Origin of the sequence: Actinoplanes sp. GCM10030250, from assembly GCF_042666575.1 — a bacterium.
Taxonomy (GTDB): domain Bacteria; phylum Actinomycetota; class Actinomycetes; order Mycobacteriales; family Micromonosporaceae; genus Actinoplanes.
The window spans coordinates 153,990-180,169 of sequence record NZ_JBHTDO010000013.1; the positions used below are offsets into that span (position 1 = coordinate 153,990).

Here is a 26,180-nt window from a genome sequence, read left to right on the forward strand (position 1 = left end):
TGCCGGCATCGACGCAGTTGTTCGGGGGCTTCGTAGGCACAGCGCTCGAGGGCTCATCGGGGCCGCTCGCCGTTCTCGGCGTCGCGGCGGACCGGCTCCGGCGCGTCCGGGCGCAGCGTCTCGGCGTCCCGGCCGAGCCGCGCGAGCAGCACACCGGTCAGGACGCTCGCGGTCACCGCGTTGTCGGCGGGATGCCCCGGCGGCCGGTTCTTCTGCTGCTGTTGCTGGGCCGGCACCCGGCAGATCCGGTCGATGAGCGTCTCCAGAATCGCCGGCGCGGTACCCGGCAGCAGCGATCGCACCCGCCCCTCGGCGGCCTGTCGCAGCCGCTGCACGTCCTCCGGGCGCGGCTCGTGCCCCAGCAGGTCACCGGCGAGCCGGTGCAGCACCGGCGAGGTGACAGCCGACAGTCCCAGCCCGGTCGACGCGTTCACCGAGTGCAGCTCCCGCCCGAGCCGGGCCCGGTCACCCGCCCGGACCCCGGCGGCGACCCGGCGCAGCAGCTCAGCCGTGTCGGTGCCCTCCCGGCCGGCCTGCTCCCCGTCCGGCGCGGGCTCCCCGGTCAGCTTGGCCACACGCTCCTGCCACCACGGGCCGAGCGCCTCGGCACCGGGCGACTCACCCTCCTCGGCGGCCGCGCGCGGCGCCTGCTCCGGCTTCAGCCCGGCACGCCACTCCTGACCCGGCGCGGCACCCGGCTGCCCGGCCAGGCCGGCCGCGGCCAGATAGGCCGCGATCGCGTCCTGAGCGGCACGCAGGGCCGCCGCGGCGCGTTCAACATGCTCGGTGGCATTACCGAGTTGGGGTACGCCCATCTGCTGATGTGACTCCTCGCGCACCCAGTTCAGAATCTCGGTGGCGCTGCGCAGCCGTTCCATCGCGGCCGTGATCAGCCCGGTGGGTAGCTCGTCGGAGGTGGCGCGAAGCTGGGCGCCGAGTTCCTGCAGCAGCGACATCGCGTCAGAGCATCGCCGTGTAGGTCTGCGCCTGTTCAACGGCCAGCAGGGTTGCGCTCAGGCACTCCTCCAGTTGCTGATCGGCCTGCGACAGCGACGCGTGCGCCGCGCCGACCGCGTCATGGGCACTGCCGTCGAGAGCGGCTGCCAGGCTCTGCTGGGCCTCCCCGAGCTTCTCCCGAGCCGCCTGAATCGCCGCCTGCCCCTCGTTCACCTGCTGAAGCGCGGCGTCCACGGCAGCTCTCACCTCGGCGACACTGGCCACCCGTGCAGCCTCCTGTAGGAATCCTTGCTTTCCGTCGAGAATACCGCCCGGTTCCGGTACCGCCGTGTCCGCATGCCCCGATTTGGCAGCACCTGACGAACGAGCAGCCCTTACACCGTCCGCACCGGACCGGCGAGGAGCGACGGAGATCGCCCTGGTGATCGCCACACCCGACGGTCGTCCATTGTGGATCATGCGCTCGTCGCCCGCCACTCCGGGGCCCGCCGGCCGCCCGCTCCGCCCTTTCCTCCGGTTACACCCGAGCGTGTACGCCGATACCCCCGCCCCAGCGATCTTCCCCCACCGCCCGTCACCGGCCCGCCCCGCGCTGCCCGGCTGCCCGCCCTCGGTCAGCGGGGGACCGAGGAGGGGCCGCGCAGCTCGGCGCCCAGGGCGGTGGCTCGCGCTCGGAGCCCCCGGTCGGCCGTGACGACGACTATCCGGCGGGTGGGAGCCGCCGATCGTACGATATCTATGATTTTGTCATCACCTGAGCCTGACGCGCGCTCCACGCGGACGCCGCCCGGAGCCTGCGGGATGTCCCGCGCCTTGCCCTCGACCACCAGGACCACCTCGATCGGGCCCGGGAGGTCGGTCAGGCCGGCGGCGGAGATCGGTGCCAGGCGGTCGCGGAGCCGGACCGCCGCGCCCGCCCGGTCCCGCCACCAGCCGTCCGGCACGGAACCGACGACGTTGGCGCCGTCGACGACGAGCAGAGGGACCGCCTCGCCGGATATCGCCGCCGACCGGCCCGCCTGCTGCGATGCTGGCTGCGGGGGTGTCGCGTCCGGGACCGGCGGCACGTGACGGCCCGGCGCGCGCAACTCGGGCTCCGGCGACGGCGGCTCCGGCGACGACGGCTCCGGCGGCTGGAAGGCCGGTGCCAGGGACGAGGGATCGGCGTCAGCGAACGGAACGGCCATGAAGTTGAGCCTACTCCTGTCAACTTTCGGCGCGATCGGGGAATCAGGGGGCCGCCGGACGCGCTTCTAACACTCGGCGGCGCGTTACCGGCCGTCCATGAGGTACCCCAGGAGAAGAGAGACTGATGAGCATCGGACCGTTCGGGCCGTCAGGGCCCGGTCAGTGGGACGACCTGTTCGCGCGCTTCTTCGGTGCGGCCGAGCCGCGCCGGGCGGCGCAGCGCTTCGACATCGCGCGGTACATGAGCAACGACGCCCGGCAGGTGCTCACCGAGGCGGCGCGCCGGGCCGCCGATCTGGCGACCGGTGAGCGGGAGCTCGCCGATCTGGACACCGACGACCTGCTGTGGGCGGTGCTCCAGCAGGACGCCATGCAGCAGACCGTCCGCAAGGCGGGCACCGACCCGGAGGTCCTGCTCGCCGAGCTGGAGACGCAGGCCGGCGGCGAGGTGGCACGCACCGCCGCGGCGAACCGGCGGGCCGAGATGGGCGCCGCGGGCCGGGAGCAGCCGGAGCAGGTCGCCCTGACCCCGGCCGCCAAGCGGGCGCTGCTGGACAGTCTGCAGATCTCGCGGGCGGTCGGCGCCTCCTACATCGGGCCGGAGCACATTCTGATGGCGCTCGGCCTGAACACCGACTCGGTGGCCGGGCGGATGCTCGCCGGGCGCCTCGACGCCCGCGCCATTCCGCACCCGGAGACGCCGTCGGCGGCCGCCGGCGGTGGCCAGGGCGGTTCGCGCGGCTCGCTGGCGTCGACCCCGACGCTGGAGCAGTTCGGCACGGACCTGACCGAGTCGGCCCGGCGCGGCGAGATCGACCCGGTGATCGGGCGGGCCGACGAGATCGAGCAGGCCGTGGAGATCCTGTCCCGGCGTACCAAGAACAACCCGGTCCTGATCGGTGAGGCCGGTGTCGGCAAGACCGCGATCGTGGAGGGCCTGGCCCAGCGGATCGTGGACGGCGAGGTGCCGCTGACCCTGCAGGACAAGCGGGTGGTGCAGCTGGACCTGGCCGGTCTGGTGGCCGGTACCAAGTACCGCGGCGACTTCGAGGAGCGCCTGCGCAAGGTGATCGACGAGATCCAGGCGTCCGGCGACGGCCTGATCGTCTTCCTCGACGAGATCCACACCCTGGTCGGCGCCGGTGGCGGTGGCGAGGGCGGCGGGATGGACGCGAGCAACATGCTCAAGCCGGCGCTGGCCCGCGGCAAGCTGCGGGTGATCGGTGCGACCACGCTCGACGAGTACCGCAAGAACATCGAGAAGGACGCCGCGCTGGCGCGGCGCTTCCAGCCGGTGGTGGTGGGCGAGCCGACCGTCGAGGACACCGTGGCGATCCTTCGCGGGCTCAGGGACAACTACGAGGCACACCATCAGGTACGGATCACGGACGAGGCGCTGGACGCCGCCGCGGTCCTGTCCGACCGCTACATCACCGACCGGTTCCTGCCGGACAAGGCGATCGACCTGGTCGACCAGGCCGGCGCGCGGGTCCGGCTGCGGATGAAGACGCCGGACGCCGGCCTGCGCGAGCGGGAGCGCCGGCTGGAGCAGCTCAACCGGGACCGGGACCAGGCGGTGGCCGCCGAGCACTACGAGCAGGCGTCCCAGCTGCGTGACCAGATCAACGAGCTGAAGGCGCAGATCGCGGGTGTGGGCGCCGGTCCGGGCGGGGTGCCGCGGGTGACCGACGCGGACGTGGCCGAGGTGGTGTCGCGGGCCACCGGGATTCCGGTGGCGCAGCTGACCGAGGCCGAGCGGGACCGCCTGCTGCGGCTCGAGGAACACCTGCACGGGCACGTGATCGGCCAGGACGACGCGGTCGAGGCGGTCGCCGAGGCGGTCCGCCGCTCGCGGGCCGGGCTGGGTGACCCGGACCGGCCGGTCGGCAGCTTCCTGTTCCTCGGCCCGACCGGTGTCGGCAAGACCGAGCTGGCGCGTTCCCTGGCGGAGGCGCTGTTCGGTGAGCCGGACCGGATGATCCGGCTGGACATGAGCGAGTTCCAGGAGCGGCACACCGTGTCGCGGCTGGTCGGGGCGCCGCCCGGATACGTCGGCTACGACGAGGCGGGGCAGCTGACCGAGGCGGTGCGGCGGCGGCCGTACAGCGTGGTGCTGCTGGACGAGATCGAGAAGGCGCACCCGGACGTCTTCAACATGCTGTTGCAGGTGCTCGACGACGGGCGGCTGACCGACAGCCAGGGCCGGACGGTGAGCTTCAAGAACACCGTACTGATCATGACCAGCAACCTCGGGTCGGATCTGATCAGCGGCACCACCCGCAGCGTCGGGTTCGGCGCCTCGGAGAACGGGCGCTCACCCGGCGAGGAGCTGCGTGACCGCCTCGACCGGCGGCTCAAGGAGCAGCTGCGGCCGGAGTTCATCAACCGGATCGACGAGATCATCATCTTCCGGCAGCTGGAGACGGATCAGCTGCACCGCATCACCGAGATGCTGCTGGAGGCGACCCGGCGCCGGTTGCAGGCGCAGGACGTCCAGCTGGACATCACCGATGCGGCGGTGGACTGGCTGGCCGAGCGGGGCTTCCAGCCCGAGTTCGGCGCCCGGCCGCTGCGCCGGACGATCCAGCGGGAGCTGGACAACCGGCTGTCGAAGATGCTGCTCGCCGCCGACCTGGCGCCGGGCCGCACGGTCCGCGTCGACGCCCGCGACGGTGAGCTCACCTTCGAGGTGGAGTCCACCCCGCTGGGTGCCTCCGCCCGCTGAGATGTCCCCGGGAGGCTGCCTGAGTCTCAGGCGGCCTCCTGGGCCAGCTCGACGCCGGTGATGCCGCTGACGTCCGGGCCGGAGCGCATCCACTCCTGGTACGCCTCGTTGCGCGCGATCACGTCCTGGTACGCCTCGTCGGCCAGTGCCATCAGCTTCGGGGCGCTGCGGGCCGCGGGGGAGTCGGGGTGCCAGCCGAGGATCAGGCGCCAGCGCAGCGGGGCACCCCGCAGCGGACGGCTGGTGAGCCCGGCGGGTGGCCGGAAGGTGGCCTGGCAGAGCCCGATCGCGAGACCCAGCTCGACCATGTCGACGCAGGCTCGCGCGTCGGTCTCGAGCATCTTCAGGGGTGCGAAGCCGGCCCGGGCGCAGGCCGCGGCGAAGCAGTCGGCGAAGCACGTGTCGCCGGCACCCGCCACCCAGTGCTCGTCACCGAGCTCGGCGAGGTCGACCTCACGGTTCTTCGCCTGGGGGTGGTCCTCCGGCATCAGCACGCAGACGGCGTTCACCGCGATGGTCTGCCAGACCAGCCCGAACTCGGCCGACGGCAGGGCGTCGCCGCAGACACCGACCTGGGCGTAGTCGAGTTTGCCGGCGAGCACCATGCCCGCCAGTTCCTCCACGTAGTACGACGCGTGCGTGGTGATCTGCGCGTCGGGCTGCGCCTCGGCGAGGCGGTGCACGAGGTGCGCGACCACCGGGCCGCCGACCGCGCCGATCCGGTATCGGCTCATCATCATCTCGTCGCCGCCGGCAGCGAGCCGGGCGGCCTCGTCCTGCAGGCCCTTCATTGCGGGCAGCAGCACCCTGGCACGGGAGAGCACCAGCTCTCCCAGTGCGGTGGGGCGTGCGCCCCGGCGGTCACGGTCGAACAGCGGCCCACCCAGCGTCCGCTCGATGCGCTGGAGTTGCGCGGTGAGCGCCGGCTGGGCGAGGCCCAGCTGGGACGCGGCCTTGGTCACGCTGCCGGTCTCCGCGATGGCGCAGACCACCTTCAGATGCCGCAGCTCGAGGTTCATAGCGTGACGTTAGGACTAGAACGGGATCGAAGGCTAGCCCTGGACGCCTGGTAAAGATCCGCAACCCGTGACAAACATATTAACGAACAGGACAGACGTCGCTAACTGGCATGTTCCGACTTTTGGTTACAGATCGCGCACATACGTCTTTCGCGCCGTGATCATGTCCCGGAGTTTGTCCACCACGCCCAGTGCCGGGTCGACCACCTTGTTCCAGGGTGGGGTGGACGGCGTACGCGGATGGGGCCGGGTCGGTGCCGCCTCTTCGGCGGTCTCCACCCGGTTGCCGAGCCGGATCATATCCTCGGCCGGGACCATCTGCATCAGGAGCGGAAACAACTCCTCGGCGTCGGCGGCGACGTGCCGGCGGACGGCCTCGGCGACCGGGCCGGGCTCACGGTCGCGCTCCAGGGCGGACAGCAGCACCAGCAGGTCGCGATCCTCGGCGAGCTCGCGCTCGGCGATGGCGTCGCCACCGGGAACCACGGCGCGGATCGCCGGGTACAGGTACTGCTCCTCGGCGGAGAGGTGCCGCGACAGTGTCGCGACGAGCACGGACGCGACCTCCGGCTGGTACTCGCCGGTGGTCAGGCGGTCGGTGAGGGCCAGCAGGTCGCGGTGCTGCTCGCTGAGCACGTCCACGACGCTGCGCCCGGAGATCTCGCCGCCGACCGGCGGGAGCGGGGGAAGATTCACTTCAGACACGGCCGCGGTGTACCCGTTACCCCTGTCCCCCCAAACGCCGGTGACAATCTGCTGGTAAGAAGGGCGGATGAACACCACCGCCGCAGTGGACGAGGTCGTCGGCCTCTGCCGTGATCTGATCCGGATCGACACCACCAACACCGGCGACCCGCGCACCACCGTGGGCGAGCGCGCCGCCGCTGAGTACGTCGCCGAGCGCCTGGCCGATGTCGGCGTCGAGACCCGGCTGCTCGAGTCCGCGCCGACCCGGGCGAACCTGGTGGCCCGCATCCCCGGCGTGGACTCCTCGCGCGGTGCGCTGCTGGTGCACGGCCACCTCGACGTGGTGCCGGCCGACGCGAGCGAGTGGTCGGTGCCGCCGTTCGCCGGCGAGGAGAAGGACGGCTACCTCTGGGGCCGGGGCGCGGTGGACATGAAGGACTTCGACGCGATGGTGCTCGCCGTGGTCCGCCAGTGGCAGCGGGTTGGCTATACGCCGCCCCGCGACATCGTCCTGGCGTACACCGCCGACGAGGAAGCGGGCATGGAGTACGGGTCGCAGTGGCTGGTCCGCAACCACCCCGAGCTGTTCGAGGGGTGCACCGAGGCGATCGGCGAGGTCGGCGGGTACTCGTACACGGTCAGCAACGACCTGCGGCTCTATCTGGTGCAGACCGCCGAGAAGGGCCTCGACTGGCTGCGCCTGCACGCGCACGGCCGCCCCGGGCACGGCTCGTTCATCCACGACGACAACGCGGTCACCGCGCTCGCCGAGGCGGTCGCCCGGGTGGGGCGGCACCGCTTCCCGGTGGTCGTCACCCCGACCGTACGGGCGTTCTTGGAGCAGGTCAGCGAGGCCCTGGAGATCGACCTGAACCCGGACGACCCGGAGATCGCGATCGCCAAGCTCGGCCCGATCGCCAACCTGATCGGCGCGACCATCCGCAACACCGCCAACCCGACCCGCCTCGAGGCCGGGTACAAGGACAACGTCATCCCGGGCAAGGCGTCGGCCACGGTGGACTGCCGTACGCTGCCGGGCCACGCCGACGCGTTCCTCGCCGAGCTGCGCGAGGTGATCGGCCCGGACGTGGAGATCGAGCACGTGCACCAGCAGCCGGCGGTGGAGACGGCCTTCGACGGCGCGCTCGTCGACGCGATGGGTGCCGCGCTGCGCGCCGAGGATCCGGGCGCCCGGACAGTGCCGTACCTGATGTCCGGTGGCACGGACGCGAAGGCCTTCTCGACGCTCGGTATCCGCTGCTTCGGCTTCGCCCCGCTGCGCCTGCCGCCGGACCTCAACTTCAGTGCGCTCTTCCACGGCATCGACGAGAGAGTTCCGGTGGAGGGACTAAAGTTCGGCGTGCGTGTGCTCGACCGATTGCTCCGAAACAGCTGAGTTGCGGAAGGACCCCCATTTCATGACCGATCACAACGCCGAGCTCGACGTCGCCCTCGAACGGGTCGTCGAGGCGGCGCGGGCGCACCTCGCGGCCGTCAAGGCGGCAGCGGGGCGGATCGATGACGACGACGTCTGGCAGGCGTATGTCCACCTGAACAACACGTCGTACGCGTACGACGAGAAGCTGCTCGACGCGTTCGGCGAAGTCACACCGTGGGACGTCGAGTCGATCGACCCGGACGAGGCGGACAAGCGGTTCGCACAGGTCACCGGCTCGGCGGACGGCGCCGGCGCCGACCCGTACCCGCAGGTCGTCTCGGTCCGCCAGCGCCGCGACTACCGCGTGCCCAGCGTGGCCGCCCTGCTCCAGGTCGCCGAGACGGCGCGCCGCAGCTCGGTGCCGGAGGACGAGGACGCCGGCCCGGTCGAGTCGGTCGGTGAGGCCGTGCTGGAGCTGCTGCAGGCCGGCGACGGCTCGCTCTCGTCGCTCGACGTGCCGGAGCTGGAGCCGCTCGACGGCCTGCTGACGGTCACCGAGGTCACCGAGCCGCTCAACCTGGAGGCGTTCGACGACGCCGACGGCAGCGGCCCGTTCTCACCGGTGGACGGCGACCTGCTCGTCGGCCGCCTCGACGAGCACCCGTTCCTGCCCGACGAGGACGAGCACGACCACTCGGGGCACGACCACTCGGGGCACAACCACTGACGCTGAGCGCACCACCGCTGACTCCGCGCCGGCGACGCGCAGAGTCGAGAAGATGAAGCCCGTCCGGGTGTGCCCCGGGCGGGCTTCAGTAACTCAGATTGGGCTGCGGGGTGGGCTGCACCCTGCGGCGGAGCATCACCTTGCGGGTGCCGTCCCGGAAGAGCTGGACGGTGGCCAGCTCCCATCCGGAGAACTCCGCCTGGATGGCGAGCTGCGCCGCCGCGGTCAGACGATCGACATTCGAAGGCAACCGTAGCGGCGCGTATTCGTAGTCCATGCGATCTAATATGCTCCCGGCCGCGATCCCCGCACCAGACCCGGGGCGGGCCTGCTTTCCTCGTCACATCGCGGGCAGGCGCCGCGGCGGCGCAGGTGGTAACCGTAGGCGGCGGCGCCCAGCGCGACCGCCCAGAGCGGCCACAGCATCATCGGCAGGCGTGCCGCCAGGTCCTGGCGGTCGAAGAGCGCTTCCGAGCCGTCCGCGGTCAGCAGCGACACCGAGCCGGAGAGCACGAACACCGACACCAGGCTCGCCGGGATCGTGGCCAGCCTGATCGGGACCCGGTGCCCGCGGGCGAACGGGATCCAGCGGGGGAAGACCTCGCCCCAGCGCTGGGTCAGGCCGAGCGTCAGCACCGAGCCGGCCAGCGCGAACGCCGCGAGCCCGAGGCCGGCCCAGACCAGGCCGGTGCGGTGCATCTCGTCGAGGAAGCCGCTGTCGATGCCGAGCGGGAAGCCGAGCGCCCAGGCGATGCGCACCGCGGCGTACATGGCCGGGATGACAGCCGCGACCCACACCGCGACCCGGCCCCAGCGCCGGGCCGACTCCGCGCTCGTCCAGCCGCCACCGTCCGGCGTGCGGCCGCACTCCTCACAGGACCGGCGGGTCCGGCGGTTCCACCGCACCGCGGCCCGGGCGATCAGGACCCCGCCGAGGATCGACCAGACCATGACGGCCAGCGGCCAGGTGAAGATCGTGCTGTAGTCGACCGGCGGCCAGCCGAACGGCAGTCCGCCGATCATCATCGGCAGGTAGCCGGCGAAGGTCAGCACCCGCCCGTCCGGCACCACCGCCAGCAGCGCGGCCACGACCAGGCCCAGGTAACCGAGCAGGACCGGCCGGGCGTACCGGTGCGGCCGGTCGGTCCCGGCCATCGCGATCAGCGCCACCGCCGCGGTGAGCAGCACGCCGGCGAACAGCGGGGCGCCGATGTCCGCGGGAAGCGCCCGCAGCGGACTGGCCGAGTTGCGCTCGTCGCCCGGCCCGAACGGGAATCCGCGACCGGTGATCGCCCAGGTCAGGGCCATGGTGCCGGTCGTGGCGGCCCATCCGGCCGCCACCTTCTGTGCCGTGTTCGTCATGCCTTCGAGGCTCGTCGCCGCGAGCGCCACCGAGATCCCCGCGAGGAGGGGACCCACTCCCTCCTGCGAGGGAGCTGCCCCGAGAAAGAGCTTTCAGAGAGAGACAAAGCCTGATTTGTACGCGACGACGACAGCCTGCGTGCGATCCCGTACTCCCAGCTTGCCCAGGATGCTGCCGACGTGCGACTTGACCGTCTCGACGCCGAGCACCAGCCGAGCGGCGATCTCCGCGTTCGACAGGCCGTCGGCCATCAGGGTCAGCACCTCGGCCTCCCGGGCGGTGAGTTCGGCCCGCCCGATCCGGCCGTCGGGGCGGCCGTACGACGCGGCGAGCCGCCGCACCGCCGCCGGGAAGAGCAGCGAGTCGCCGCGCGCGACGACCCGGACCGCCTCGACGATCTGTTCCGGGCGGGCCCGCTTCAGCAGGAAGCCGCTGGCTCCGGCCCGCAGCGCCTCGTAGACGTACTCGTCGTTGGCGAAGGTCGTCACCACCAGCACCTTCGGCGCATCCGCGGTGAACCTGTCCAGCAGCAGGCGGGTGGCCTGGATGCCGTCGAGACGCGGCATCCGTACGTCCATCAGCACGACGTCGGGCCGCCGCCGGACCGCGGCCTGGACCACGTCGGCGCCGTCGGTGACCTCACCGGTGACCGTGAGATCGTCCTCGGCGCCGAGGATCGCCCGCAGGCCGGCGCGCACCAGGTCGTCGTCGTCGGCGATCAGGACCCCGGTCACTGCCGCTCCACCGGGAGCCGCGCGACGACCCGCCAGGTCCCGCCGTCAGGCCCGGCCGACAGCATGCCGCCGAGCAGCCGTACGCGCTCCCGCATGCCCTCGATCCCGTGCCCGCCACCGGACCGCCGGGCCGCTCCCGCCGCCTGGCTGTTGCTCACCTCTATCACCAGGTCCTCCTCCTGCCTGATCCGCAGCGTGGCCGGGCCGGACCCGTGCCGCGCGGCGTTGGTCAGTGACTCCTGCACGATCCGGTACGCCTCGCGGGACACCGGCGGCGGCAGCGCGTCCACCGCGGCGACGTCGGCCCGCACCTCGCCGCCGAGCAGCCGTTCCAGGTCGGCCAGGGTGGGTGCGGGCGCCCGGTCGGCGGCATCGTCGCGCAGGATTCCCAGCACGCTGTCGAGCTCACCGGCGGCGGCCCGGCCGGTCTCCTCGATCGCCGCGAGGGCCCGCCGGGCGAAGGCCGGATCGGCGTCGAAGACCGCCCGTGCGGCGCCCGCCTGCAGCGTCATCGAGGTCAGCGCGTGACCGACCGAGTCGTGCAGCTCCCGGGCGAGGCGGTTGCGCTCGGCGAGCCGTCGTTCCCGCTCGCGCGACTCGGCGTCGCGCTCGGCGGCCGACGGGCCGAGCAGCACCGGCGCCATCGTCGCGGCGAGCCGCCCCAGGCCCGCTGTCGCGTAGATCGAGGCGATCAGCAGCACCGGCCCGGCCGGCAGCCACCACCAGCTCGGCCCGGTGCCCAGCCCGTCGCCACCGAACAGCGCGAGGACCGCGACCGGCATCGCGATCAGCACCAGCGCGCCGATCGCCACGCCGGTGAGCAGGTGCAGGCCGAACCAGAGCGCGGCACGCAGCCGGGTCTCCAGCTCCGGCGGGTGATCGCGGTCGTGGCCGGGCAGGTCCACGCCGAGCAGCGATCGCGCCGCGGCGATCTCCAGCTCCCGGGTGCCGCCCAGGAACGGCGGGACCAGCGCGATCACCACGGCCACCGCGAGGACGGCGAACATGGCGGCCCGGTCCTCGACGTCGCCGAACACGGTGTTGGCCAGCAGGCCGACGCTCATCAGGTAGGGCAGGGCGAGCACCGCGCCGAGCAGCAGGAACACGGCACGCCGGTAGGTCGCGGCGTCGGTGAGGGGGCGCAGCAGCACTACAGGTCGCCGTGCGGGTGGCCGGTGCCCTCACGCTCCGGGTAACCCACGTCGATGGCGGAGACGTCGTCGAGGGCTCGGGCGATCTCGGCCGGCAGCGTGAGCTGCTCGCTGCGCAGGGCACCCTGCAGCTGGCCGGCGGTGCGGGCGCCGAGTATCGGCGCGGCGACCCCGGGCCGGTCCCGGATCCAGGCGAGCGCCACCTCGAGCGGGGAGACACCGAGGCCACCCGCCGCGATCACCACCGCCTCCACGATGCTGGAGCTGCGTGGCTCGAGGTAGGTCTGCACGAACGGGGCCATGTGCTCGGAGGCGGCCCGGGAGTCCAGCGGGCGGCCGTTGCGATATTTGCCGGTGAGCACGCCGCGGCCGAGCGGGGACCAGGCCAGGACACCGAAACCGAGGGTCGCGGCGGCCGGCAGCAGCTCGCGCTCGATGCCGCGTTCAAGAAGGGAATACTCCATCTGGGCGGCGACGATCGGTGCGCGACCGGGGTACGCCGACTGCCAGGTCGCCGCCCGCGCGGTCTGCCAGGCGGCGTAGTTGGACAGCCCCACATAGCGCACGCGTCCGCTGGTCACGGCGTGGTCGAGGGCGCCGAGGGTCTCCTCGAACGGTGTCTGCGCGTCGTAGCCGTGCACCTGCCACAGGTCCACGTAGTCGGTGCCGAGCCGGCGCAGCGACGCGTCGAGCGAGCGCAGCAGGTTGCCCCGGGAGGCGTCGCGCGGGCGGAAGCCGTGCGGGGTGAGACCGGCCTTGGTGGCGATCACCACCTCGTCGCGGGGGAGAAGGTGGTCCAGCAGGGAGCCGATCACCGACTCGGCGTCGCCGTCACCGTAGACGTCGGCGGTGTCGATCAGCGTCCCGCCGGCCTCGAGAAAGATCTTGAGCTGGTCGGCCGCGTCGTCCGGGTCGGTGTCCCGTCCCCAGGTCATGGTGCCGAGCGCGAGCCGCGAAACCGCTAGCCCGCTTCGGCCGAGCGGTCGCTGATGCATGAGTGAACCTTATTCAGAGTGCTTCGTCCGCGAAATGCTCCGGTGGCCGCGGGGTTCGTCGGTTACCGGACCGAAACCCGCGCGTAGCCGATCAGTACGCTTGCACCGGACACAAGATCTCGGGAGGGTACGTGCGGCTCGGACTCAACCTCGGTTACCAGACGGCGTGGAGCACGCCCGCCGACCATCTCGCCATGGCCCAGGAGGCCGATCGCCTCGGTTATGCGGCGGTGTGGGCAGCGGAGGCGTACGGCTCGGACACCGTCAGCATGCTCGCGTGGATCGCCGGGCAGACCGAGCGGATCGACCTCGGTGCCGCCGTGATGCAGATCCCGGCCCGGACCCCGGCGATGACCGCGATGACAGCCGCGACGATCGACACGCTCTCCGGCGGCCGGTTCCGGCTCGGCCTGGGCGTGTCCGGCCCGCAGGTCTCCGAGGGCTGGCACGGTGTCCCGTTCGCCAAGCCGCTCGCCCGGACCAGGGAATACGTGGACATCGTCCGGATGGCGCTGCGCCGCGACCCGGTGTCGTACGACGGCGAGCACTACCGCCTGCCGCTGCCCGGTGGCGCCGGCAAGGCCATCAAGCTGGGTTTCCACCCGCCCCGCGCCGAGGTGCCGGTCTATCTGGCCGCGGTCGGCCCGAAAAACCTTGAGCTGGCCGGTGAGATCGGTGACGGCTGGCTGGCCATCTTCTTCGCGCCGGACGCGGCCGCCGACCATCTGAGCCACATCGAGCGCGGGCGGCAGAAGCGCGGCCTGACCATGGACGGTTTCGACGTGGCGCCGACCGTGCCGGTGGTCCTCGGCGACGATCCGGCCGCCTGCGCCGACGTGATCCGCTGGTACGCGGCGCTCTACATCGGCGGGATGGGCAGCCGGGAGCAGAACTTCTACAACAAGCTCGCGGTCCGGATGGGCTACGCCGAGGAGGCGAAGCTGGTCCAGGACCTCTACCTGAGCAAGCAGGTCGCCGAGGCGGCCGCAGCGGTGCCGCAGGAGTTCATCGAGCGCACCTCGATCATCGGCGGCAAGGAGCAGGTGAAGAAGCGCCTCCAGGAGTACGCGGCGGCGGGCGTCGGCACGCTGTCGATCAGCCCGTACGTGGGTGACCTGGACGGCGGGATCACCACGCTGCGGGTGGTCGCCGAGGCGTACCGCGAGTCGGGCCTGGCCGGCTAGTGGCGACGCTGCTGCTGCTGCGGCACGGCCGTACCACCGCCAACGCCTCCGGCGGGCTGGCCGGCCGGCAGCCCGTCGAACTCGACGGCACCGGGCGCGACCAGGCGGCCCGGGTCGGTGAGCGGCTGCGGGTGCTGCCGCTCGCCGCGGTGGTGACCAGCCCGCTGATCCGCTGCCGGCAGACCCTCGAGCTCGCGGTGCCCGGCGTGACGCCGGTGACCGAGGACGGTCTGATCGAGTGCGGGTACGGCGACTGGGAGGGCCGGCCGCTGAAGGAGCTGGCCAAGGAGCCGCTCTGGCCGGTCGTCCAGCAGCATCCCAGCGCCGCGGTGTTCCCGAACGGCGAGGCGATGGCGGAGATGTCCGCCCGCGCGATCACCGCGGTCCGGGCGTGGGACGCCCGGGTCACCGCCGAGCACGGGCCGGAGGCGGTCTGGCTGGCGTGCAGCCACGGCGATGTGATCAAGGCCATCGTGGCCGACGCGCTCGGCCTGCACCTGGACCAGTTCCAGCGGATCGTGGCGGATCCGGCCTCGATCACCGTGATCCGGTACACGCCTACCCGCCCGTTCCTTGTCCGCCTCAACGAAACGGGTGAGCTGGGTTCGCTCGTACCCCCGAAGACCGAGAAGGGTGACGTGGCCGCGCAGAGCGACGCGGCAGTGGGTGGCGGCGCCGGCGGCGGTGCCTGAATGGGTGGTGGCGGTGCTTGAGTCACGCAGTGTGATCGGCCGATAGTCGCAGCGTATGCCTCGTTGCGCCCTCGGCGAACCCGCCGAGCTGACTGGCGCGGGCGGGCGCGGTGATGGCTAGGGTTGTCCCCATGACCCACCAAGTGCATGCCTTCGAGCCGCCCGAGCGATTCGTCGCCGGAACGGTGGGCGAGCCGGGGGACCGCACTTTCTTCCTCCAGGCCCGCGGCGGCGGCCGGGTGATCAGTGTCGCGCTGGAGAAGGTCCAGGTGTCCCTCCTCGCCGAGAAGCTGGAGGAGCTCCTCCTCGAGGCGAACAAGCGGTTCGGCGTCAGCCTGCCCGAGGCCGCCCTGCCGGCCGTGCACGACAACGAGCCGCTGGACACGCCGGTCGACGAGGAGTTCCGGGTCGGCACGCTGGGCCTGGCCTTCGACGTGGACACCGGCACCGTGGTGATCGAGGCGATCGAGGCCGGTGAGCCCGAGGCGGACATCTCCGCCAGTCCTCTGGAGGACGAGGACGAGGAGACCGTCGAGGACGACGATGACGACGAGGACGAGCCCGACGACGACCTGGACCGGCTCCGGGTCCGGCTGACCCCCGAGGCGACCCGCGCGTTCATCGACCGGGCTCGCCGTGTGGTGGCCGCCGGCCGGCCACCGTGCCCGCTCTGCGGCCAGCCGCTGGATCCGGCCGGACACCTCTGCCCCCGGCACAACGGTTACCACCGGTGACTGCCGAGCCCACGGCCGTGCTCGCGGAGGCGGACGCCCTCGAACTGCTCGGCCGGGGCCGGATCGAGATAGAGGGGCGCCTGGTGGACGCCTCCAACACGACGCTGCGGGCGGAGATCAGCCTCGGCGGGCTGACCCGGCGCTGCGTCTACAAACCGGTTCGCGGCGAGCGCCCGCTGTGGGACTTTCCCGACGGCACCCTGGCCGGCCGTGAGGTCTCTGCCTATCTGGTCTCCCGGGCGACCGGCTGGGACCTGGTGCCGCCGACGATCCTGCGGGACGGCCCGCTCGGCCCCGGTGCGCTCCAGCTCTGGATCGACGAGCCGGAGGACGCCTCGTCCCTGATCGGCTTCGTCCCGGCCTATGACGTGCCGCAGGGCTGGTTCCCGGTGGCCGCGGCCCGCGACGACGACGGCGACGCGTACGCCCTCGCGCACGCCGACGACCCGCGCCTGGCCCGGCTGGCGATCTTCGACGCGGTGATCAACAACGCCGACCGCAAGGGCGGCCACGTGCTCTACCCGGCCTCCGGCTCGGTGCACGGCGTCGACCACGGCGTCAGCTTCCACGTGGAGAACAAGCTGCGCACGGTGCTCTGGGGCTGGACCGGCAAACCCCTGCCGGACGACGCCGCGGCGGTGCTCAAGGGGCTCAGCTCGCAGCTGTCCGGCCCGCTCGGCGAGGCCCTCGAGGAGCACCTGACGATCTCCGAGGTGCAGCACGTCGCCCTGCGGATCAAACGGCTCCTGCGCGTCTGCCGGTTCCCGAACCCGCCCACCGAGTGGCCGGCAATTCCATGGCCACCGATCTAGAGGTTTAGATCACGCGCCCGCTTGCCGGGCGTTGTCTCTGGATAGGCTCCGGGAATGGATGCTTGGACCGGGCACGAGGTACCCAGCCTGCCGGATACGCCGGGGCGCTCCCCGCTGCGGCTCTACGACACGGCGCGGGGCTCGGTGCAGCCCAGCACGCCGGGCCCGACGGCGACGATGTATGTCTGCGGCATCACGCCCTACGACGCCACCCACCTCGGTCACGCCGCGACGATGATCGCGTTCGACCTGGTCAACCGGATGTGGCGGGACGCCGGCCACGACGTCGGGTATGTGCAGAACGTCACCGACATCGACGATCCGCTGCTGGAGCGGGCGCAGCGCGACGGCGAGGACTGGGTGGTCCTGGCGATGCGGGAGACCGCCCTGTTCCGCGAGGACATGGAGGCTCTGCGGATCATTCCGCCGGCGCACTACGTCGGTGCCGTCGAGTCCATCCCGAAGATCGTCCGGCACGTCGACGAGCTCGTCGCCAAGGGCGCGGCGTACCGGCTGGAGGACGGCACCGGCGACGTCTACTTCGACATCAGCGCGGCACCCCGGTTCGGTTACGAGTCGCACCTGTCCCGCGAGGAGATGACGGCGCTCTCCGCCGAGCGCGGCGGCGACCCGGACCGGGCCGGCAAGCGTGACCCGCTCGACCCGCTGCTGTGGCGTGGCGCCCGCGAGGGCGAGCCGGTCTGGGACGGCGGTGAGCTCGGCCCGGGCCGCCCCGGCTGGCACATCGAGTGCGCCACGATCGCGCTGGACCTGCTGGGCGACACGATTGACGTGCAGGGCGGCGGCAGCGACCTGCTCTACCCGCATCACGAGTGCTCGGCCGCGCACGCCGAGGTGCTCACCGGAGCGGAGCCGTTCGCCCGGCACTACTCGCACGCCGGGATGATCGGGCTCGACGGCGAGAAGATGTCGAAGTCGCGCGGCAACCTGGTCTTCGTGTCGCGCCTGCGCGGCGACGGCGTGGACCCGATGGCGGTCCGGCTGGGCCTGCTCTCCGGGCACTACCGCGCCGACCGGAACTGGACCGACGAGGTGCTGAAGGCGGGGCTGCAGCGCCTGGCCCGCTGGGGTGAGGCGGCAGCCGCGCCGTCCGGCCCGTCGGGTGCCGGTCTGCTCGGCGCGGTGCGTGCGGCGTTGGCCGACGATCTCGACACGCCGGGCGTGTTGGCTCTGGTGGACGCGTGGGCGGAAGCGGCCCTCGCCGGGGCGGGCGACGACCCCGATTCGCCGGCGCTGATGGCCTTGACGGTGAATGCCCTGCTCGGAGTGCGTTTGTAGCATTCCACAATGCCCTCGCCCTCGGTTGTGGGCGGGGGCTTTTCGCGTTTATAAAGCAGACTTTTTCGCGTTTCCGGGCGTCATTTTCGCGCTGAGTAGTGATCGCCCCGCGCGACCTTAACTCGTGATCGACAGGCTGCGGGCGAATACCACTAAATCCTGACCAGTCGTATGTTACGGGTTCAAATCTGGAGATTTTTGGTGGCGTTTTCGGCAAACTCTTTCTCGACACACCAAACGTCCGAAAGGAAATATCATGCGTCGTACGGCTCTGTACCTCGGCGGCCTCCTCCTCGCCACCGGCGCGAGCCTGGCCATGGCCGGTCCGGCCGCGGCTGCCGACAACTGCCGGCGGGACTGCGACCGCGGTGACGCTGTCGCCGTTGTCCGCCAGGTCGAGCGCCCCGTCGTCATCTTCAGCGAGGATGACGACTGCTACTACGAGCGCGGCTCCGGCCTGCGCATCAGCAGCTTCGAGGACGACGGCTACTACGTCCGCGGTGGCGGCTACCGCCCCTACCACCGCTTCGGCGCCAGCAGCTTCGGCGACTTCGAGGACAACAACATCATCAGCCAGAGCAACAACCAGAGCGGGTTCATCAACACGAACCTGCAGCTGGCCGGCATCTTCGACTGATAGGTCGCGGATACAGCATTGACGGCCGGACCCGGAACGCCCTTCGTGGGTGTTCCGGGTCCGGTCGTTTCGCGTGGTATTAGAACGAACGTCAGATCAGTTCGGCGTCGTGGACCAGCAGAGCGATCTGGACCCGATTGTTCAGGTCCAGTTTGACCAGCAGCCGGGACACGTGTCCTTTCACCGTCGGCAGGCTCATTCCGAGTTCCGCGCCGATCCCGGCGTTGGAACGACCGTGACCGAGCATCACCGCCACCTCGCTCTCCCGCTCGGTGAGCACGGAGAGCCGGGCGCGGGCGCGGGCTCGCCGGGTTCCGGCCTCCGGATCGGCGACGTGATCGATCAGCCGGCGGATCACCGCGGGGGAGAGGCTCGCCGCGCCGCCCGCCACGGATCGCACGGCCGCCAGAATCTCCAGCGGCGGCGTGTCCTTGAGCAGGAAACCGCTCGCGCCGCCGCGCAGAGCCTCGAGCACGTACTCGTCGGCGTCGAACGTCGTCAGCACGATCACCTGCGGCGCGCCCGGCCGGGCCCGGATCCGGCGGGTGGCGACCAGGCCGTCCACCCCCGGCATCCGGATGTCCATCAGGATCACGTCCGGCCAGTGCGCGCCGGCCACGGTGATCGCCTGCGCGCCGTCGCCGGCCTCGGCCACCACCTCGATGTCGGGCGACCCGCCGACCAGGATCCGCAGACCGGCCCGGACCAGCGGATCGTCGTCCACGATCGCCAGCCGGATCGGCCGCTCCGGCGCGGGCCCATGCCCGTTCAAGCCGGCCACGGCAGCTCCGCCTCCAGCCGGAACTCACCCCCGGCAGGGCCGTAACGGAACTGCCCGCCGGCGAGCGCCACCCGCTCCCCGATGCCGACCAGACCGAGACCGCCGTCGCGGGGGAGTGCTCCGGCCGTACCGGAGAAAGGGTTGATGATCGTGATGCGCAGGCCGCGACCGGCCTCGCCCGCCAGGCGCACCGACGCGGCCGGCCTCGCACCGTGCTTGCGCGCGTTGGTCAGTCCCTCCTGGACGATCCGGTAGGCGGTGCGACCGAGAACGATCGGTGGTTCCCCCGGGGCGACAGTGGTCGTGTAGTCGACCGCCATGCCCGCCGCCCGCGCGCTCTCCACCAGCTCGGTCATGTCGGCAAGCCCGGGCTGGGGCGGTTCGGGGCGCCCGCTCGGCACGCCGATCACCGTGCGCAACTCCTCCAGGGCCTCGTGCGCGCTGGTCCGGATCGCGCCGGCGGCGATGCCGAGCTCGGCGGGGGAGACCTGACCGCGCACCTCGAGGGCACCGGCGTGCAGGCTGATCAACGACATCCGGTGTGCGAGCACGTCGTGCATCTCGCGGGCGATCCGGGCACGCTCGGTGAGCCTCGCCTGATCCTCGCGCAGCTGCTGCTCGGCCACCAGGCGGGCGGCCTGCTCACGCAGCGACGCGGTGAGGCGCCGGTACGCCTGCATGAACAGCCCCCACCCGAGCGCCGCCGCGGTGATCACCGCCCGCATCACGAAGTCGACCCAGATGTCGTAGGCCGGGTGCCCGTGCAGCACGAAATAGACAGCGGCGGTGCACACGTTGACCGCGCCCAGCAGCAGCAACAGTGGCGGCCGGAAGCGGATCGCGGCGGTGAACAGCGCCATCACGATCGCACCGGTCGCCATCACCGAGACCGCGCCGAACGGCAGCAGCGCGACAGCCAGGCCCAGCGGATGCCGCCGGCGCAGCAGCAGCGCCGCGGCACAGGCCAGGCCGAGCGCCACATCGGCCTGCCAGGGCAGGAACGCGGCCGGGTCGGTGGCGTCGCCGAGCATCACCATCAGTGACCCGTAACCGACCGCGATCACCACGGCGAGGGCATCGGCCAGCCGGTCGCGCCGGGCGGCGCGGCGCCCGCCCGGGTCGGGCACCAGCAGCGCGAAGAGCATGCGGGCAGCCTATGAGGTACGCCCGTGGCGCGGCACCTACCAAAGTAGGGCCCGGTACGGTTCCGCGGGCCGGTGCGCCGTACCGCCGCCGGAGGTGATCCTCGGCCCCATGACATCGACAACAATGATCCGATGGACGGCCGCATCGCTGGTCGCGGCCGGGTGGGGCCTGGCCACCGCCTGGTGGATGCCACGCGGCCCGCTCACCGGCACGCAGGCGCTCTGGTCGATAACGATCAGCATCGCGGCAGGCGTCGCCGCGGGCTGGGCGACACGCTCACGCCTGGCGATCCTGACAACCCCTCTGGTGTACGCGGCAGCGCTCGAACTGGCCCGGATCGGTGTGCCGGGCCCCTCGGTCGACGCGCCGCACGCCAGCGCGTTGGGGGTGGTGGCGCTGGTCAGCGGGCGAGGGGTGCACGGCGTGCTGTCGCTGTTCCCGATGATGGCCGGCGCCGCGTACGGCCGTGGGGTCCGCCGTACGACCGGCCGGATCATGATCGGCCTGGCGACCGCGGTCCTGCTGGGGGTGACCGTGCTGGTCGCGATCCCGGCCCGGACCGCGCCGGTGCCGGGCGGTGTCGCGGAGATGGCCCTCGTACCCGCGAACGGTCACCGGCTCGGCGTGATGATCCGGGGCCGCGGGCCGGTGCTGCTGTTCGTCCCCGGCGCGCCGGGCGGCTCGGAGACCGGTGCGATGCGGCGGCGTCTCGCGGCGCTGGAGCAGCACTTCGTGGTGGCCACCCTGGACCGGCGCGGCGGCGGGGCGTCCTATCCGGCGCTCGACCCGGCGGGGACCGTCACTGTGGACGGCGCCGTCGCCGACATCGTGGCCGTCGCCGACCACCTGCGGGAACGGTTCCGGCAGGACCGGATCTTCCTGCTCGCGTTCTCCGGCGGGTCGATCCTCGGTGCGCTGGCGGCACAGCGGGCGCCGGAGAGGTTCCGGGCCTTCGTCGGCACCGGGCAGGCCGTCGACCTGCGGGCGAGTGACCAGATCTTCTACACCGACATCCTGGCTTGGGCACGGGTGAACGGCCGCGACGACGTGGCGGCGACGCTGATGGAGCAGGGCCCGCCGCCGTACCCGGACTTCTGGAGCTACGAGGTGTTCCTCCTGCACGAGAACGAGGCGTACGGGCAGCAGGCTCCGGCCTTCGACATCGGCGTGCCGGAGTACACGGTGCTGCAGAAGGCGCACACGCTCACCGCGATGATGGACACGTGGAGTGTGCTGTACCCCCGGATGCAGGGTGTCGACCTGCGGCGTGATCTGCCCCGCCTGACGATTCCGGCGTATTTCGTGCAGGGGGAGCGGGAGATGCGGGGGCTTTCTGTGCTCTTCTCGCAGTGGTATTCCGGGTTGCGGGCGCCGGAGAAGCGTCTCGAGGTGATTCCCGGCGCGGGCCATCGGGCGATGTTCGAGGAGCCGGATCTTTTCGTCGCCGCCCTGCGTGGCCTTCTGGACTCCTGATCCTCAGGCCTTTCTGCATTACTGGTCCTCAGGCCAGGGTCAGGCCCGGATCCGGGTCGGGATCGGGTGCCGGCGCCGGGATGCGGTACTCCTCGGTGAGCGTGGTCATCGGGCCGGGCCAGGTCGCCTGGGCCACCTCGATCGGCTTGCGGGTCTCGTCGAAAGCGACGTGCAGCAGGTGCAGCACCGGGGTGTCCGGCCGGATCTGGAGGATCTCCGCCTCCTCCCGGCTGGGCTGGCGTGCGCTGATGGTGTCGGTCGCCGAGGCGTACCGGCGGCTGAGGACGTCCTCGGCCTCCTGGTAGAGGGGCCGCCCGAAGGCCTCCATCCGCTCCAGCGACGTGCCGCTCGCGTCGACCACCCGGAACCAGGAGGCGCCCACCTCGACGGTGGCGTCGTCGGTGCGCACCAGGTGGCGGCGGACCAGCATCTCGGTGCCGTCGCGCACCCCGAAGGCGTCGGCCACCTCGGGCGGGGCGGGTTCCCGGGCGACGCTGACGAGCTGCTGCCGGTACCGGGCGGCCAGGTCGGCGTGGTAACCGCGGTGTGCCCCGTACCGGCCCCGGGACAGGCGGTTCAGCCGGCGGCGGGTGCCCCGCACATACGTACCGGAGCCTGGCTTGGTGATCAGGATGCCCTCGACCCGCAGCTGGTCGACGGTGCGCTGGACCGTCTGTTTCGCGACGCCGAACATCTCCGCCATGGCCGGGATGGACGGTAGCCGCTCGCCGGGCTGCCAGTCACCGCGCCGGATCCGCTCGCGGAGCTGGGACGCGATCTGCCGGTGGGGGAACTCCGCCGCGCCGGGGTTGATCGTCATGTCGCCCCTCCTGAATGGGATTCCTACTCAGCTAGGTTCCTAGGATGAAGCACGGGGAGTGAGATAGCACGCGAGACACGCTGAGTCGGCTATCTGCTGTACAGCTGATAGGTATATAGCGATCAAGCCTACTGAACGACATACTGGCGTTACAGCGAGTGGACCTGGCGTATCGATCCCTGACGGAAAGCCGCGAAAGCAGAAAAGCGGCACCCAGCTGCAACTGGGCGCCGCTCAGGTCCAGCCTCCTGTGGAGGGGACTCACTCACGTTCATCCTTATCGCTTCTCCCCTCCATCGGCAAGTCCCGGGTCCTGGGGAGGGTCACGTGTTGGAGTTCTACCGCGGGCCGAGAGCCCGCATAACCACCGATGTCTTCGAGATGCGCGGGGTGCATTCGCGCAGGTTCGCGGTCGGGCAGCTGACGTCCGTCCGGGTGGTCCGCAACGAGCGCCGCGCAAGTGCCGACCGCCCGGTCATCGGCATCTCGGCGCTGGTCGCGGGCCTGATGGTGGTGCCGGTGGTCGGGCCCATGTCCCACCTGCTGACCGCCCTGATCCTCGCCGTCCTGGCGTTGCAGGCGGCGTACTTCCTCTGGCCGCGCCGGGTGCGGTGGCAACTGGTCGCGGTCTACCAGGGCCGGGTGGAGGTCGTCTTCGCCTCGTCCGACCGGCAGGAGTTCGACCAGATGTGCCGGGGGCTCGCACGGTGCCTGGACTACCGCCAGCTCCTCGGCTGACTCCTTCGGCACCCTCACTCACACGTGAGGGTGCCGATGCCGTTCTGTTCGCCTGGCGGAGCTAGGGTTTCCGGTAGTGGGCGGCGATGCTACTTTCCTATCGTCCATATAGCAGATTGATTTGCGGCTGATCCACCTCGTTCTGCTGCTCCACCTCGAAGTCTGGCTGCACCCCTGATGTACGGCTGAACCTCCGTATCCGGCCGGGAAACGGGATGGCATGGTTGCCATGCACGGAGAACCACCCGCTGTCGCGCGGCGGCGTGTCCGATTCGCACTGCGTGGCCACCGTCAGGCTGTCGACCTCAATCAGACCGAGGTCGCGCACCGTCTGGGCTGGTCACTCTCCAAAGTGCAGAGGATCGAGAGCGGCGAGGTCGGTGTTTCGGTCACCGACCTGCGAGCCCTGCTCCAGGTGTACGAGGTGGACGACACCGACGAGATCCAGCGCCTCGTCGAGGACTCGAAGGTGTCCCGGCGCCAGCGGTGGTACGAGGCACCGGAATACCGCAGGCACGTGACCAAGAGCCTGCGGCAGCTGCTCCAGTTCGAGTCCGAGGCCACGGCGATCTACGCCTTCCAGCCGGTCCTGGTTCCCGGGCAGTTGCAGACCCCCGCCTTCGCCGAGGCCGTGCTGAGCTGGTGGAAGGACAAGAAGCTGTCGGACGACGACCGCCGCGTCCGGCACGACGTCCGGATGCTGCGCCGCCGGCAGATCTTCGAGCGAGTGGACGGCCCCGACTATCACCTGATCCTTGACGAGTCGGTCGTGATGCGGCGGACCGGCGGCCCGCAGATCATGGCGGAGCAGCTGGAAGCGCTGGAGAGTGTCTCGCGGCTGCCGCAGATGAGGATCCGTGTGCTCCCGCTCTCCGAGGGGGCTCTCGGCGGGGCGATCGGGCCGTTCCAGATCCTCCAGCTGGGGCCGGACCTCACCGAGGACTCCGTGCTGTACCGGGAGTCGTTCAACCGCGACAACGTGACCCATGACGCGGCGGAGATCCACTTCCATCACGAGGTCTTCGAGGAGCTGTGGGCGCAGTGCCTGGACGAGCAGGCCAGCCGCCTCATCATGCACGCCGAGCTCGCGAGCCTGCGCCGGCCGCCCGGCGGCTGAACGCCTACGGTTCGGAGGGTTGAACCCGAAGCGTTTTCGCGTTCGGCTGCCCCCTTGCTCCGTGTCAGCTACGTTGGGGCCAGGATCCGGACTACCGAATCCGATTATTACCCACTGGTATGGATGACTACGCGTCACCTGGGGTGAAAGACTGCGTTGCTTCTCGCGCGTAACGCAACGCACTTTTTGTCCCTATTCTCCCAGATTGGTACGATTCAGGCAATGGAAGTGAAGCGGCAGATGGCGTCGTCCACGTCGACGTGGACCCGGAGTTCGTTCTGTGCCGACAGCGCGTGCGTGGAGGTGGCGCCACTCGAAAGTGGCGACATCGGCCTCCGCGACGCCAAGTATCCGGACCTGCCGCATCTGTCCTTCGGCCGCGAGGACTGGCACGCCTTCCTCGACGAGGTGACGGCCGGCGGGTACCGAGACATTTAAGACTGTCGATCAAAACTGATGGAATGGCGCATGTCCCCGGGCATGCGCCATTCGTCGTCTTCCGGGGCGTCGTGGCGCACAGCAAGGCGCTAACGATCGTTCAGCACACGTACATTCGTGGTGTCTGACCGAGAAGGGGGACGCGATGGGTGCCTTCGGCTACAGCCGAGACCTCGACTGGAAGCGTAGCCGCTATTGCGCTGACAATGCCTGTGTGGAAGTCGCCGACGACGGCCACGACATCGTTTCCGTCCGGGACGGGAAGCACCCGGACGGTCCCGTTCTGAGTTTCCCCGCCGACAACTGGAAGGCTTTCATGTCCGACGTGAACGCGGGGCACTTCGACGGGTGATCTTCCAGCAGTGACGGCGGCCCCGCCCTCGGGCGGGGCCGGTTGTTTCACCAGGTCTTTGGTTTACCAGGAGCCCGCCGTGGGGCCGGCGGAGCCGCCGCGGCGGCGCAGGTACTTCTCGAACTCGCTGGCGATCTCGTCGCCGGTCAGGGGCTGTATGCCGGCGTCGCCGACGCGCTCCTCGAGCTCTCGCACGTACTCACCGAGCTCGGCGTCCTGCTCGGCCGCCACCCGGACCCGCTTCTCCCACTCGTCGGCCTGCTCGGCCAGGTCGGCCATCGGGACCGGCAGGTCGAGGACGTCCTCGATGCGGCTCAGCAGGGCCAGGGTCGCCTTGGGGCAGGGCGGGTTGTTGGCGTAGTGCGGCACGTGCACCCAGAACGACAGGGCGTCCAGCTCGGCGCGGCTGCTCGCCTCCTGCAGGACACCGACGATGCCGGTGGGCCCGTCGTACCGGGTGGGCACCACCTTGTACTTCTCGGCGATCTCGCGGTCCGAGGCGCTGCCGCTGATCGGGAGGGGCCGGGTGTACGGGACGTCGGCGAGCAGGGCACCGAGCAGCACGATGCGGTTGACCTCGAGGCTGTGGCAGATCTCCAGCACCGATTCGCAGAAGGTACGCCACCGCATGCTGGGCTCGATGCCGCGGATCAGAACGACGTCGCGGTCGGCGCCGGGCGGGCTGGCCACCATGAAACGGGTGGTCGGCCACTCGATCTTGCGGGTCTCGCCCTCGGCCATGGTGATGGTGGGCCGGCTGACCTGGAAGTCGTAAAAGTCCTCGGGGTCGATGCTGGTGACCTCACGGGCCTCCCAGACCTGCTCGAGGTGCTCCACGGCCGCGGTCGAAGCGTCCGCAGCGTCGTTCCAGCCCTCGAAGGCGGCGATGGCCACGGGGGAGCGGAGCAGCGGGAGGCCGTCGAACTCAGTCATGGGAGACAGCCTACGTGCGCTGCCGGGCACTCACCCGTCGGCGTGGTCGGTGTGCCGCGCCGTAGGGCCTGATCCGGCTGCGCGCGGGCATTGGCTGGTT

29 protein-coding genes are annotated in these 26,180 nt (G+C 71.1%); 14 read left to right on the plus strand and 15 right to left on the minus strand.

Features of this window, described 5'->3' with window-relative positions; translation table 11 throughout:
- Nucleotides 1-53: 53 nt before the first annotated feature.
- From ACFQV6_RS18925 to ACFQV6_RS18935, 3 genes are all read right to left on the minus strand, one after another.
- Nucleotides 54-956 (minus strand): hypothetical protein, encoded by a 903-nt coding sequence (locus tag ACFQV6_RS18925; protein WP_378028817.1) that lies wholly within the window; start codon nt 954-956, stop codon nt 54-56.
- A gap of 4 nt (nt 957-960) precedes the next feature.
- A complete protein-coding gene (locus tag ACFQV6_RS18930; protein ID WP_378028818.1) occupies nt 961-1,221 on the minus strand; it encodes a hypothetical protein in 261 nt (86 codons plus the stop codon).
- Between the two features lie 350 nt (nt 1,222-1,571).
- Complete coding sequence (locus tag ACFQV6_RS18935) at nt 1,572-1,958, minus strand: hypothetical protein (RefSeq protein ID WP_378028872.1); 387 nt, start codon at nt 1,956-1,958, stop codon at nt 1,572-1,574.
- Between the two features lie 311 nt (nt 1,959-2,269).
- Between ACFQV6_RS18935 and ACFQV6_RS18940 the strand changes: the two genes are divergently transcribed.
- Nucleotides 2,270-4,870, plus strand: a complete 2,601-nt coding sequence (locus tag ACFQV6_RS18940; protein ID WP_378028819.1) for an ATP-dependent Clp protease ATP-binding subunit — start codon at nt 2,270-2,272, stop codon at nt 4,868-4,870.
- Between the two features lie 26 nt (nt 4,871-4,896).
- Here the strand turns inward: ACFQV6_RS18940 and ACFQV6_RS18945 are convergent, their stop codons facing one another.
- On the minus strand, nt 4,897-5,889 hold the full coding sequence (locus tag ACFQV6_RS18945) for a LysR family transcriptional regulator (RefSeq protein WP_378028820.1): 993 nt from the start codon (nt 5,887-5,889) through the stop codon (nt 4,897-4,899).
- A 126-nt stretch (nt 5,890-6,015) separates the two neighbouring features.
- Nucleotides 6,016-6,585 carry a hemerythrin domain-containing protein gene (locus ACFQV6_RS18950; protein WP_378028873.1) on the minus strand — a complete coding sequence of 190 codons (570 nt, stop codon included), beginning with the start codon at nt 6,583-6,585 and terminating at the stop codon, nt 6,016-6,018.
- Between the two features lie 76 nt (nt 6,586-6,661).
- Between ACFQV6_RS18950 and ACFQV6_RS18955 the strand changes: the two genes are divergently transcribed.
- Nucleotides 6,662-7,972 (plus strand): M20/M25/M40 family metallo-hydrolase, encoded by a 1,311-nt coding sequence (locus ACFQV6_RS18955; RefSeq protein WP_378028821.1) that lies wholly within the window; start codon nt 6,662-6,664, stop codon nt 7,970-7,972.
- A 22-nt stretch (nt 7,973-7,994) separates the two neighbouring features.
- The gene (locus tag ACFQV6_RS18960; protein WP_378028822.1) at nt 7,995-8,681 is read left to right on the plus strand and encodes a hypothetical protein; all 687 of its coding nucleotides are present in this window, start codon (nt 7,995-7,997) and stop codon (nt 8,679-8,681) included.
- 85 nt (nt 8,682-8,766) lie between these two features.
- On the opposite strand, the gene ACFQV6_RS18965 is transcribed toward ACFQV6_RS18960, so the two are convergent.
- From ACFQV6_RS18965 to ACFQV6_RS18985, 5 genes are read right to left on the minus strand one after another with little or no spacing between them, the layout of a single operon-like run.
- Nucleotides 8,767-8,958, minus strand: coding sequence for a DUF5703 family protein (locus ACFQV6_RS18965; protein ID WP_378028823.1), 192 nt, complete (start codon nt 8,956-8,958; stop codon nt 8,767-8,769).
- A 5-nt stretch (nt 8,959-8,963) separates the two neighbouring features.
- On the minus strand, nt 8,964-10,100 hold the full coding sequence (locus tag ACFQV6_RS18970; RefSeq protein WP_378028824.1) for a hypothetical protein: 1,137 nt from the start codon (nt 10,098-10,100) through the stop codon (nt 8,964-8,966).
- 36 nt (nt 10,101-10,136) lie between these two features.
- A complete protein-coding gene (locus tag ACFQV6_RS18975; RefSeq protein WP_378028825.1) occupies nt 10,137-10,778 on the minus strand; it encodes a response regulator in 642 nt (213 codons plus the stop codon).
- Nucleotides 10,775-11,929: a sensor histidine kinase gene (locus ACFQV6_RS18980; RefSeq protein WP_378028826.1), complete on the minus strand. Its 1,155-nt coding sequence runs from the start codon at nt 11,927-11,929 to the stop codon at nt 10,775-10,777. Before ACFQV6_RS18980 ends, ACFQV6_RS18975 begins: the two co-directional genes overlap by 4 nt.
- A complete protein-coding gene (locus ACFQV6_RS18985) occupies nt 11,929-12,924 on the minus strand; it encodes an aldo/keto reductase (RefSeq protein WP_378028827.1) in 996 nt (331 codons plus the stop codon). Before ACFQV6_RS18985 ends, ACFQV6_RS18980 begins: the two co-directional genes overlap by 1 nt.
- 131 nt (nt 12,925-13,055) lie before the next feature.
- On the opposite strand from ACFQV6_RS18985, the gene ACFQV6_RS18990 reads away from it, so the two are divergent.
- From ACFQV6_RS18990 to ACFQV6_RS19015, 6 genes are all read left to right on the plus strand, one after another.
- Complete coding sequence (locus ACFQV6_RS18990; RefSeq protein WP_378028828.1) at nt 13,056-14,108, plus strand: LLM class F420-dependent oxidoreductase; 1,053 nt, start codon at nt 13,056-13,058, stop codon at nt 14,106-14,108.
- Complete coding sequence (locus tag ACFQV6_RS18995) at nt 14,108-14,800, plus strand: histidine phosphatase family protein (protein ID WP_378028829.1); 693 nt, start codon at nt 14,108-14,110, stop codon at nt 14,798-14,800. Before ACFQV6_RS18990 ends, ACFQV6_RS18995 begins: the two co-directional genes overlap by 1 nt.
- Before the next feature lie 131 nt (nt 14,801-14,931).
- Nucleotides 14,932-15,534 (plus strand): DUF3090 domain-containing protein, encoded by a 603-nt coding sequence (locus tag ACFQV6_RS19000; protein WP_378028830.1) that lies wholly within the window; start codon nt 14,932-14,934, stop codon nt 15,532-15,534.
- A complete protein-coding gene (locus tag ACFQV6_RS19005) occupies nt 15,531-16,346 on the plus strand; it encodes an SCO1664 family protein (RefSeq protein WP_378028831.1) in 816 nt (271 codons plus the stop codon). Before ACFQV6_RS19000 ends, ACFQV6_RS19005 begins: the two co-directional genes overlap by 4 nt.
- A gap of 54 nt (nt 16,347-16,400) precedes the next feature.
- Complete coding sequence (gene mshC, locus ACFQV6_RS19010) at nt 16,401-17,645, plus strand: cysteine--1-D-myo-inosityl 2-amino-2-deoxy-alpha-D-glucopyranoside ligase (protein ID WP_378028832.1); 1,245 nt, start codon at nt 16,401-16,403, stop codon at nt 17,643-17,645.
- Between the two features lie 256 nt (nt 17,646-17,901).
- A complete protein-coding gene (locus tag ACFQV6_RS19015) occupies nt 17,902-18,282 on the plus strand; it encodes a hypothetical protein (RefSeq protein WP_378028833.1) in 381 nt (126 codons plus the stop codon).
- Nucleotides 18,283-18,373: 91 nt separating this feature from the next.
- Here ACFQV6_RS19015 and ACFQV6_RS19020 read toward each other — a convergent pair whose 3' ends face one another.
- Together ACFQV6_RS19020 and ACFQV6_RS19025 are read right to left on the minus strand one after the other, a co-directional pair.
- Complete coding sequence (locus tag ACFQV6_RS19020; protein ID WP_378028834.1) at nt 18,374-19,063, minus strand: response regulator; 690 nt, start codon at nt 19,061-19,063, stop codon at nt 18,374-18,376.
- On the minus strand, nt 19,051-20,208 hold the full coding sequence (locus tag ACFQV6_RS19025; RefSeq protein WP_378028835.1) for a sensor histidine kinase: 1,158 nt from the start codon (nt 20,206-20,208) through the stop codon (nt 19,051-19,053). The genes ACFQV6_RS19020 and ACFQV6_RS19025 overlap by 13 nt, the downstream gene beginning before the upstream one ends.
- A gap of 109 nt (nt 20,209-20,317) precedes the next feature.
- On the opposite strand from ACFQV6_RS19025, the gene ACFQV6_RS19030 reads away from it, so the two are divergent.
- A complete protein-coding gene (locus ACFQV6_RS19030; protein WP_378028836.1) occupies nt 20,318-21,682 on the plus strand; it encodes an alpha/beta fold hydrolase in 1,365 nt (454 codons plus the stop codon).
- A gap of 28 nt (nt 21,683-21,710) precedes the next feature.
- Here ACFQV6_RS19030 and ACFQV6_RS19035 read toward each other — a convergent pair whose 3' ends face one another.
- A complete protein-coding gene (locus ACFQV6_RS19035) occupies nt 21,711-22,502 on the minus strand; it encodes a GntR family transcriptional regulator (RefSeq protein ID WP_378028837.1) in 792 nt (263 codons plus the stop codon).
- Between the two features lie 327 nt (nt 22,503-22,829).
- Between ACFQV6_RS19035 and ACFQV6_RS19040 the strand changes: the two genes are divergently transcribed.
- Nucleotides 22,830-23,240 (plus strand): DUF6232 family protein, encoded by a 411-nt coding sequence (locus ACFQV6_RS19040; RefSeq protein ID WP_378028838.1) that lies wholly within the window; start codon nt 22,830-22,832, stop codon nt 23,238-23,240.
- A 97-nt stretch (nt 23,241-23,337) separates the two neighbouring features.
- Here the strand turns inward: ACFQV6_RS19040 and ACFQV6_RS19045 are convergent, their stop codons facing one another.
- On the minus strand, nt 23,338-23,568 hold the full coding sequence (locus ACFQV6_RS19045; protein ID WP_378028878.1) for a hypothetical protein: 231 nt from the start codon (nt 23,566-23,568) through the stop codon (nt 23,338-23,340).
- Between ACFQV6_RS19045 and ACFQV6_RS19050 the strand changes: the two genes are divergently transcribed.
- The 3 genes from ACFQV6_RS19050 (at nt 23,470) to ACFQV6_RS19060 (ending at nt 25,147) form a co-directional block, all read left to right on the plus strand.
- Nucleotides 23,470-24,357, plus strand: a complete 888-nt coding sequence (locus ACFQV6_RS19050) for a helix-turn-helix domain-containing protein (protein ID WP_378028839.1) — start codon at nt 23,470-23,472, stop codon at nt 24,355-24,357. The genes ACFQV6_RS19045 and ACFQV6_RS19050 overlap by 99 nt on opposite strands.
- Nucleotides 24,358-24,579: 222 nt before the next feature.
- On the plus strand, nt 24,580-24,795 hold the full coding sequence (locus tag ACFQV6_RS19055; protein WP_378028840.1) for a DUF397 domain-containing protein: 216 nt from the start codon (nt 24,580-24,582) through the stop codon (nt 24,793-24,795).
- Nucleotides 24,796-24,940: 145 nt separating this feature from the next.
- A complete protein-coding gene (locus ACFQV6_RS19060; protein ID WP_378028841.1) occupies nt 24,941-25,147 on the plus strand; it encodes a DUF397 domain-containing protein in 207 nt (68 codons plus the stop codon).
- Between the two features lie 63 nt (nt 25,148-25,210).
- On the opposite strand, the gene ACFQV6_RS19065 is transcribed toward ACFQV6_RS19060, so the two are convergent.
- Nucleotides 25,211-26,080, minus strand: coding sequence for a PAC2 family protein (locus ACFQV6_RS19065; protein ID WP_378028842.1), 870 nt, complete (start codon nt 26,078-26,080; stop codon nt 25,211-25,213).
- Between the last annotated feature and the right edge of the window lie 100 nt (nt 26,081-26,180).

What these genes read in the sequence shown, in the direction of transcription:
- ACFQV6_RS18925 (WP_378028817.1), bottom strand. Translation starts at nt 956, where the DNA reads ATGTCGCTGCTGCAGGAACTCGGCGCCCAGCTTCGCGCCACCTCCGAC.
- ACFQV6_RS18940 (WP_378028819.1), top strand. Translation starts at nt 2,270, where the DNA reads ATGAGCATCGGACCGTTCGGGCCGTCAGGGCCCGGTCAGTGGGACGAC.
- ACFQV6_RS18945 (WP_378028820.1), bottom strand. Translation starts at nt 5,889, where the DNA reads ATGAACCTCGAGCTGCGGCATCTGAAGGTGGTCTGCGCCATCGCGGAG.
- ACFQV6_RS18955 (WP_378028821.1), top strand. Translation starts at nt 6,662, where the DNA reads ATGAACACCACCGCCGCAGTGGACGAGGTCGTCGGCCTCTGCCGTGAT.
- ACFQV6_RS18960 (WP_378028822.1), top strand. Translation starts at nt 7,995, where the DNA reads ATGACCGATCACAACGCCGAGCTCGACGTCGCCCTCGAACGGGTCGTC.
- ACFQV6_RS18965 (WP_378028823.1), bottom strand. Translation starts at nt 8,958, where the DNA reads ATGGACTACGAATACGCGCCGCTACGGTTGCCTTCGAATGTCGATCGT.
- ACFQV6_RS18985 (WP_378028827.1), bottom strand. Translation starts at nt 12,924, where the DNA reads ATGCATCAGCGACCGCTCGGCCGAAGCGGGCTAGCGGTTTCGCGGCTC.
- ACFQV6_RS19000 (WP_378028830.1), top strand. Translation starts at nt 14,932, where the DNA reads ATGACCCACCAAGTGCATGCCTTCGAGCCGCCCGAGCGATTCGTCGCC.
- mshC (WP_378028832.1), top strand. Translation starts at nt 16,401, where the DNA reads ATGGATGCTTGGACCGGGCACGAGGTACCCAGCCTGCCGGATACGCCG.
- ACFQV6_RS19015 (WP_378028833.1), top strand. Translation starts at nt 17,902, where the DNA reads ATGCGTCGTACGGCTCTGTACCTCGGCGGCCTCCTCCTCGCCACCGGC.
- ACFQV6_RS19025 (WP_378028835.1), bottom strand. Translation starts at nt 20,208, where the DNA reads ATGCTCTTCGCGCTGCTGGTGCCCGACCCGGGCGGGCGCCGCGCCGCC.
- ACFQV6_RS19030 (WP_378028836.1), top strand. Translation starts at nt 20,318, where the DNA reads ATGACATCGACAACAATGATCCGATGGACGGCCGCATCGCTGGTCGCG.
- ACFQV6_RS19035 (WP_378028837.1), bottom strand. Translation starts at nt 22,502, where the DNA reads ATGACGATCAACCCCGGCGCGGCGGAGTTCCCCCACCGGCAGATCGCG.
- ACFQV6_RS19050 (WP_378028839.1), top strand. Translation starts at nt 23,470, where the DNA reads ATGCACGGAGAACCACCCGCTGTCGCGCGGCGGCGTGTCCGATTCGCA.
- ACFQV6_RS19055 (WP_378028840.1), top strand. Translation starts at nt 24,580, where the DNA reads ATGGAAGTGAAGCGGCAGATGGCGTCGTCCACGTCGACGTGGACCCGG.
- ACFQV6_RS19060 (WP_378028841.1), top strand. Translation starts at nt 24,941, where the DNA reads ATGGGTGCCTTCGGCTACAGCCGAGACCTCGACTGGAAGCGTAGCCGC.
- ACFQV6_RS19065 (WP_378028842.1), bottom strand. Translation starts at nt 26,080, where the DNA reads ATGACTGAGTTCGACGGCCTCCCGCTGCTCCGCTCCCCCGTGGCCATC.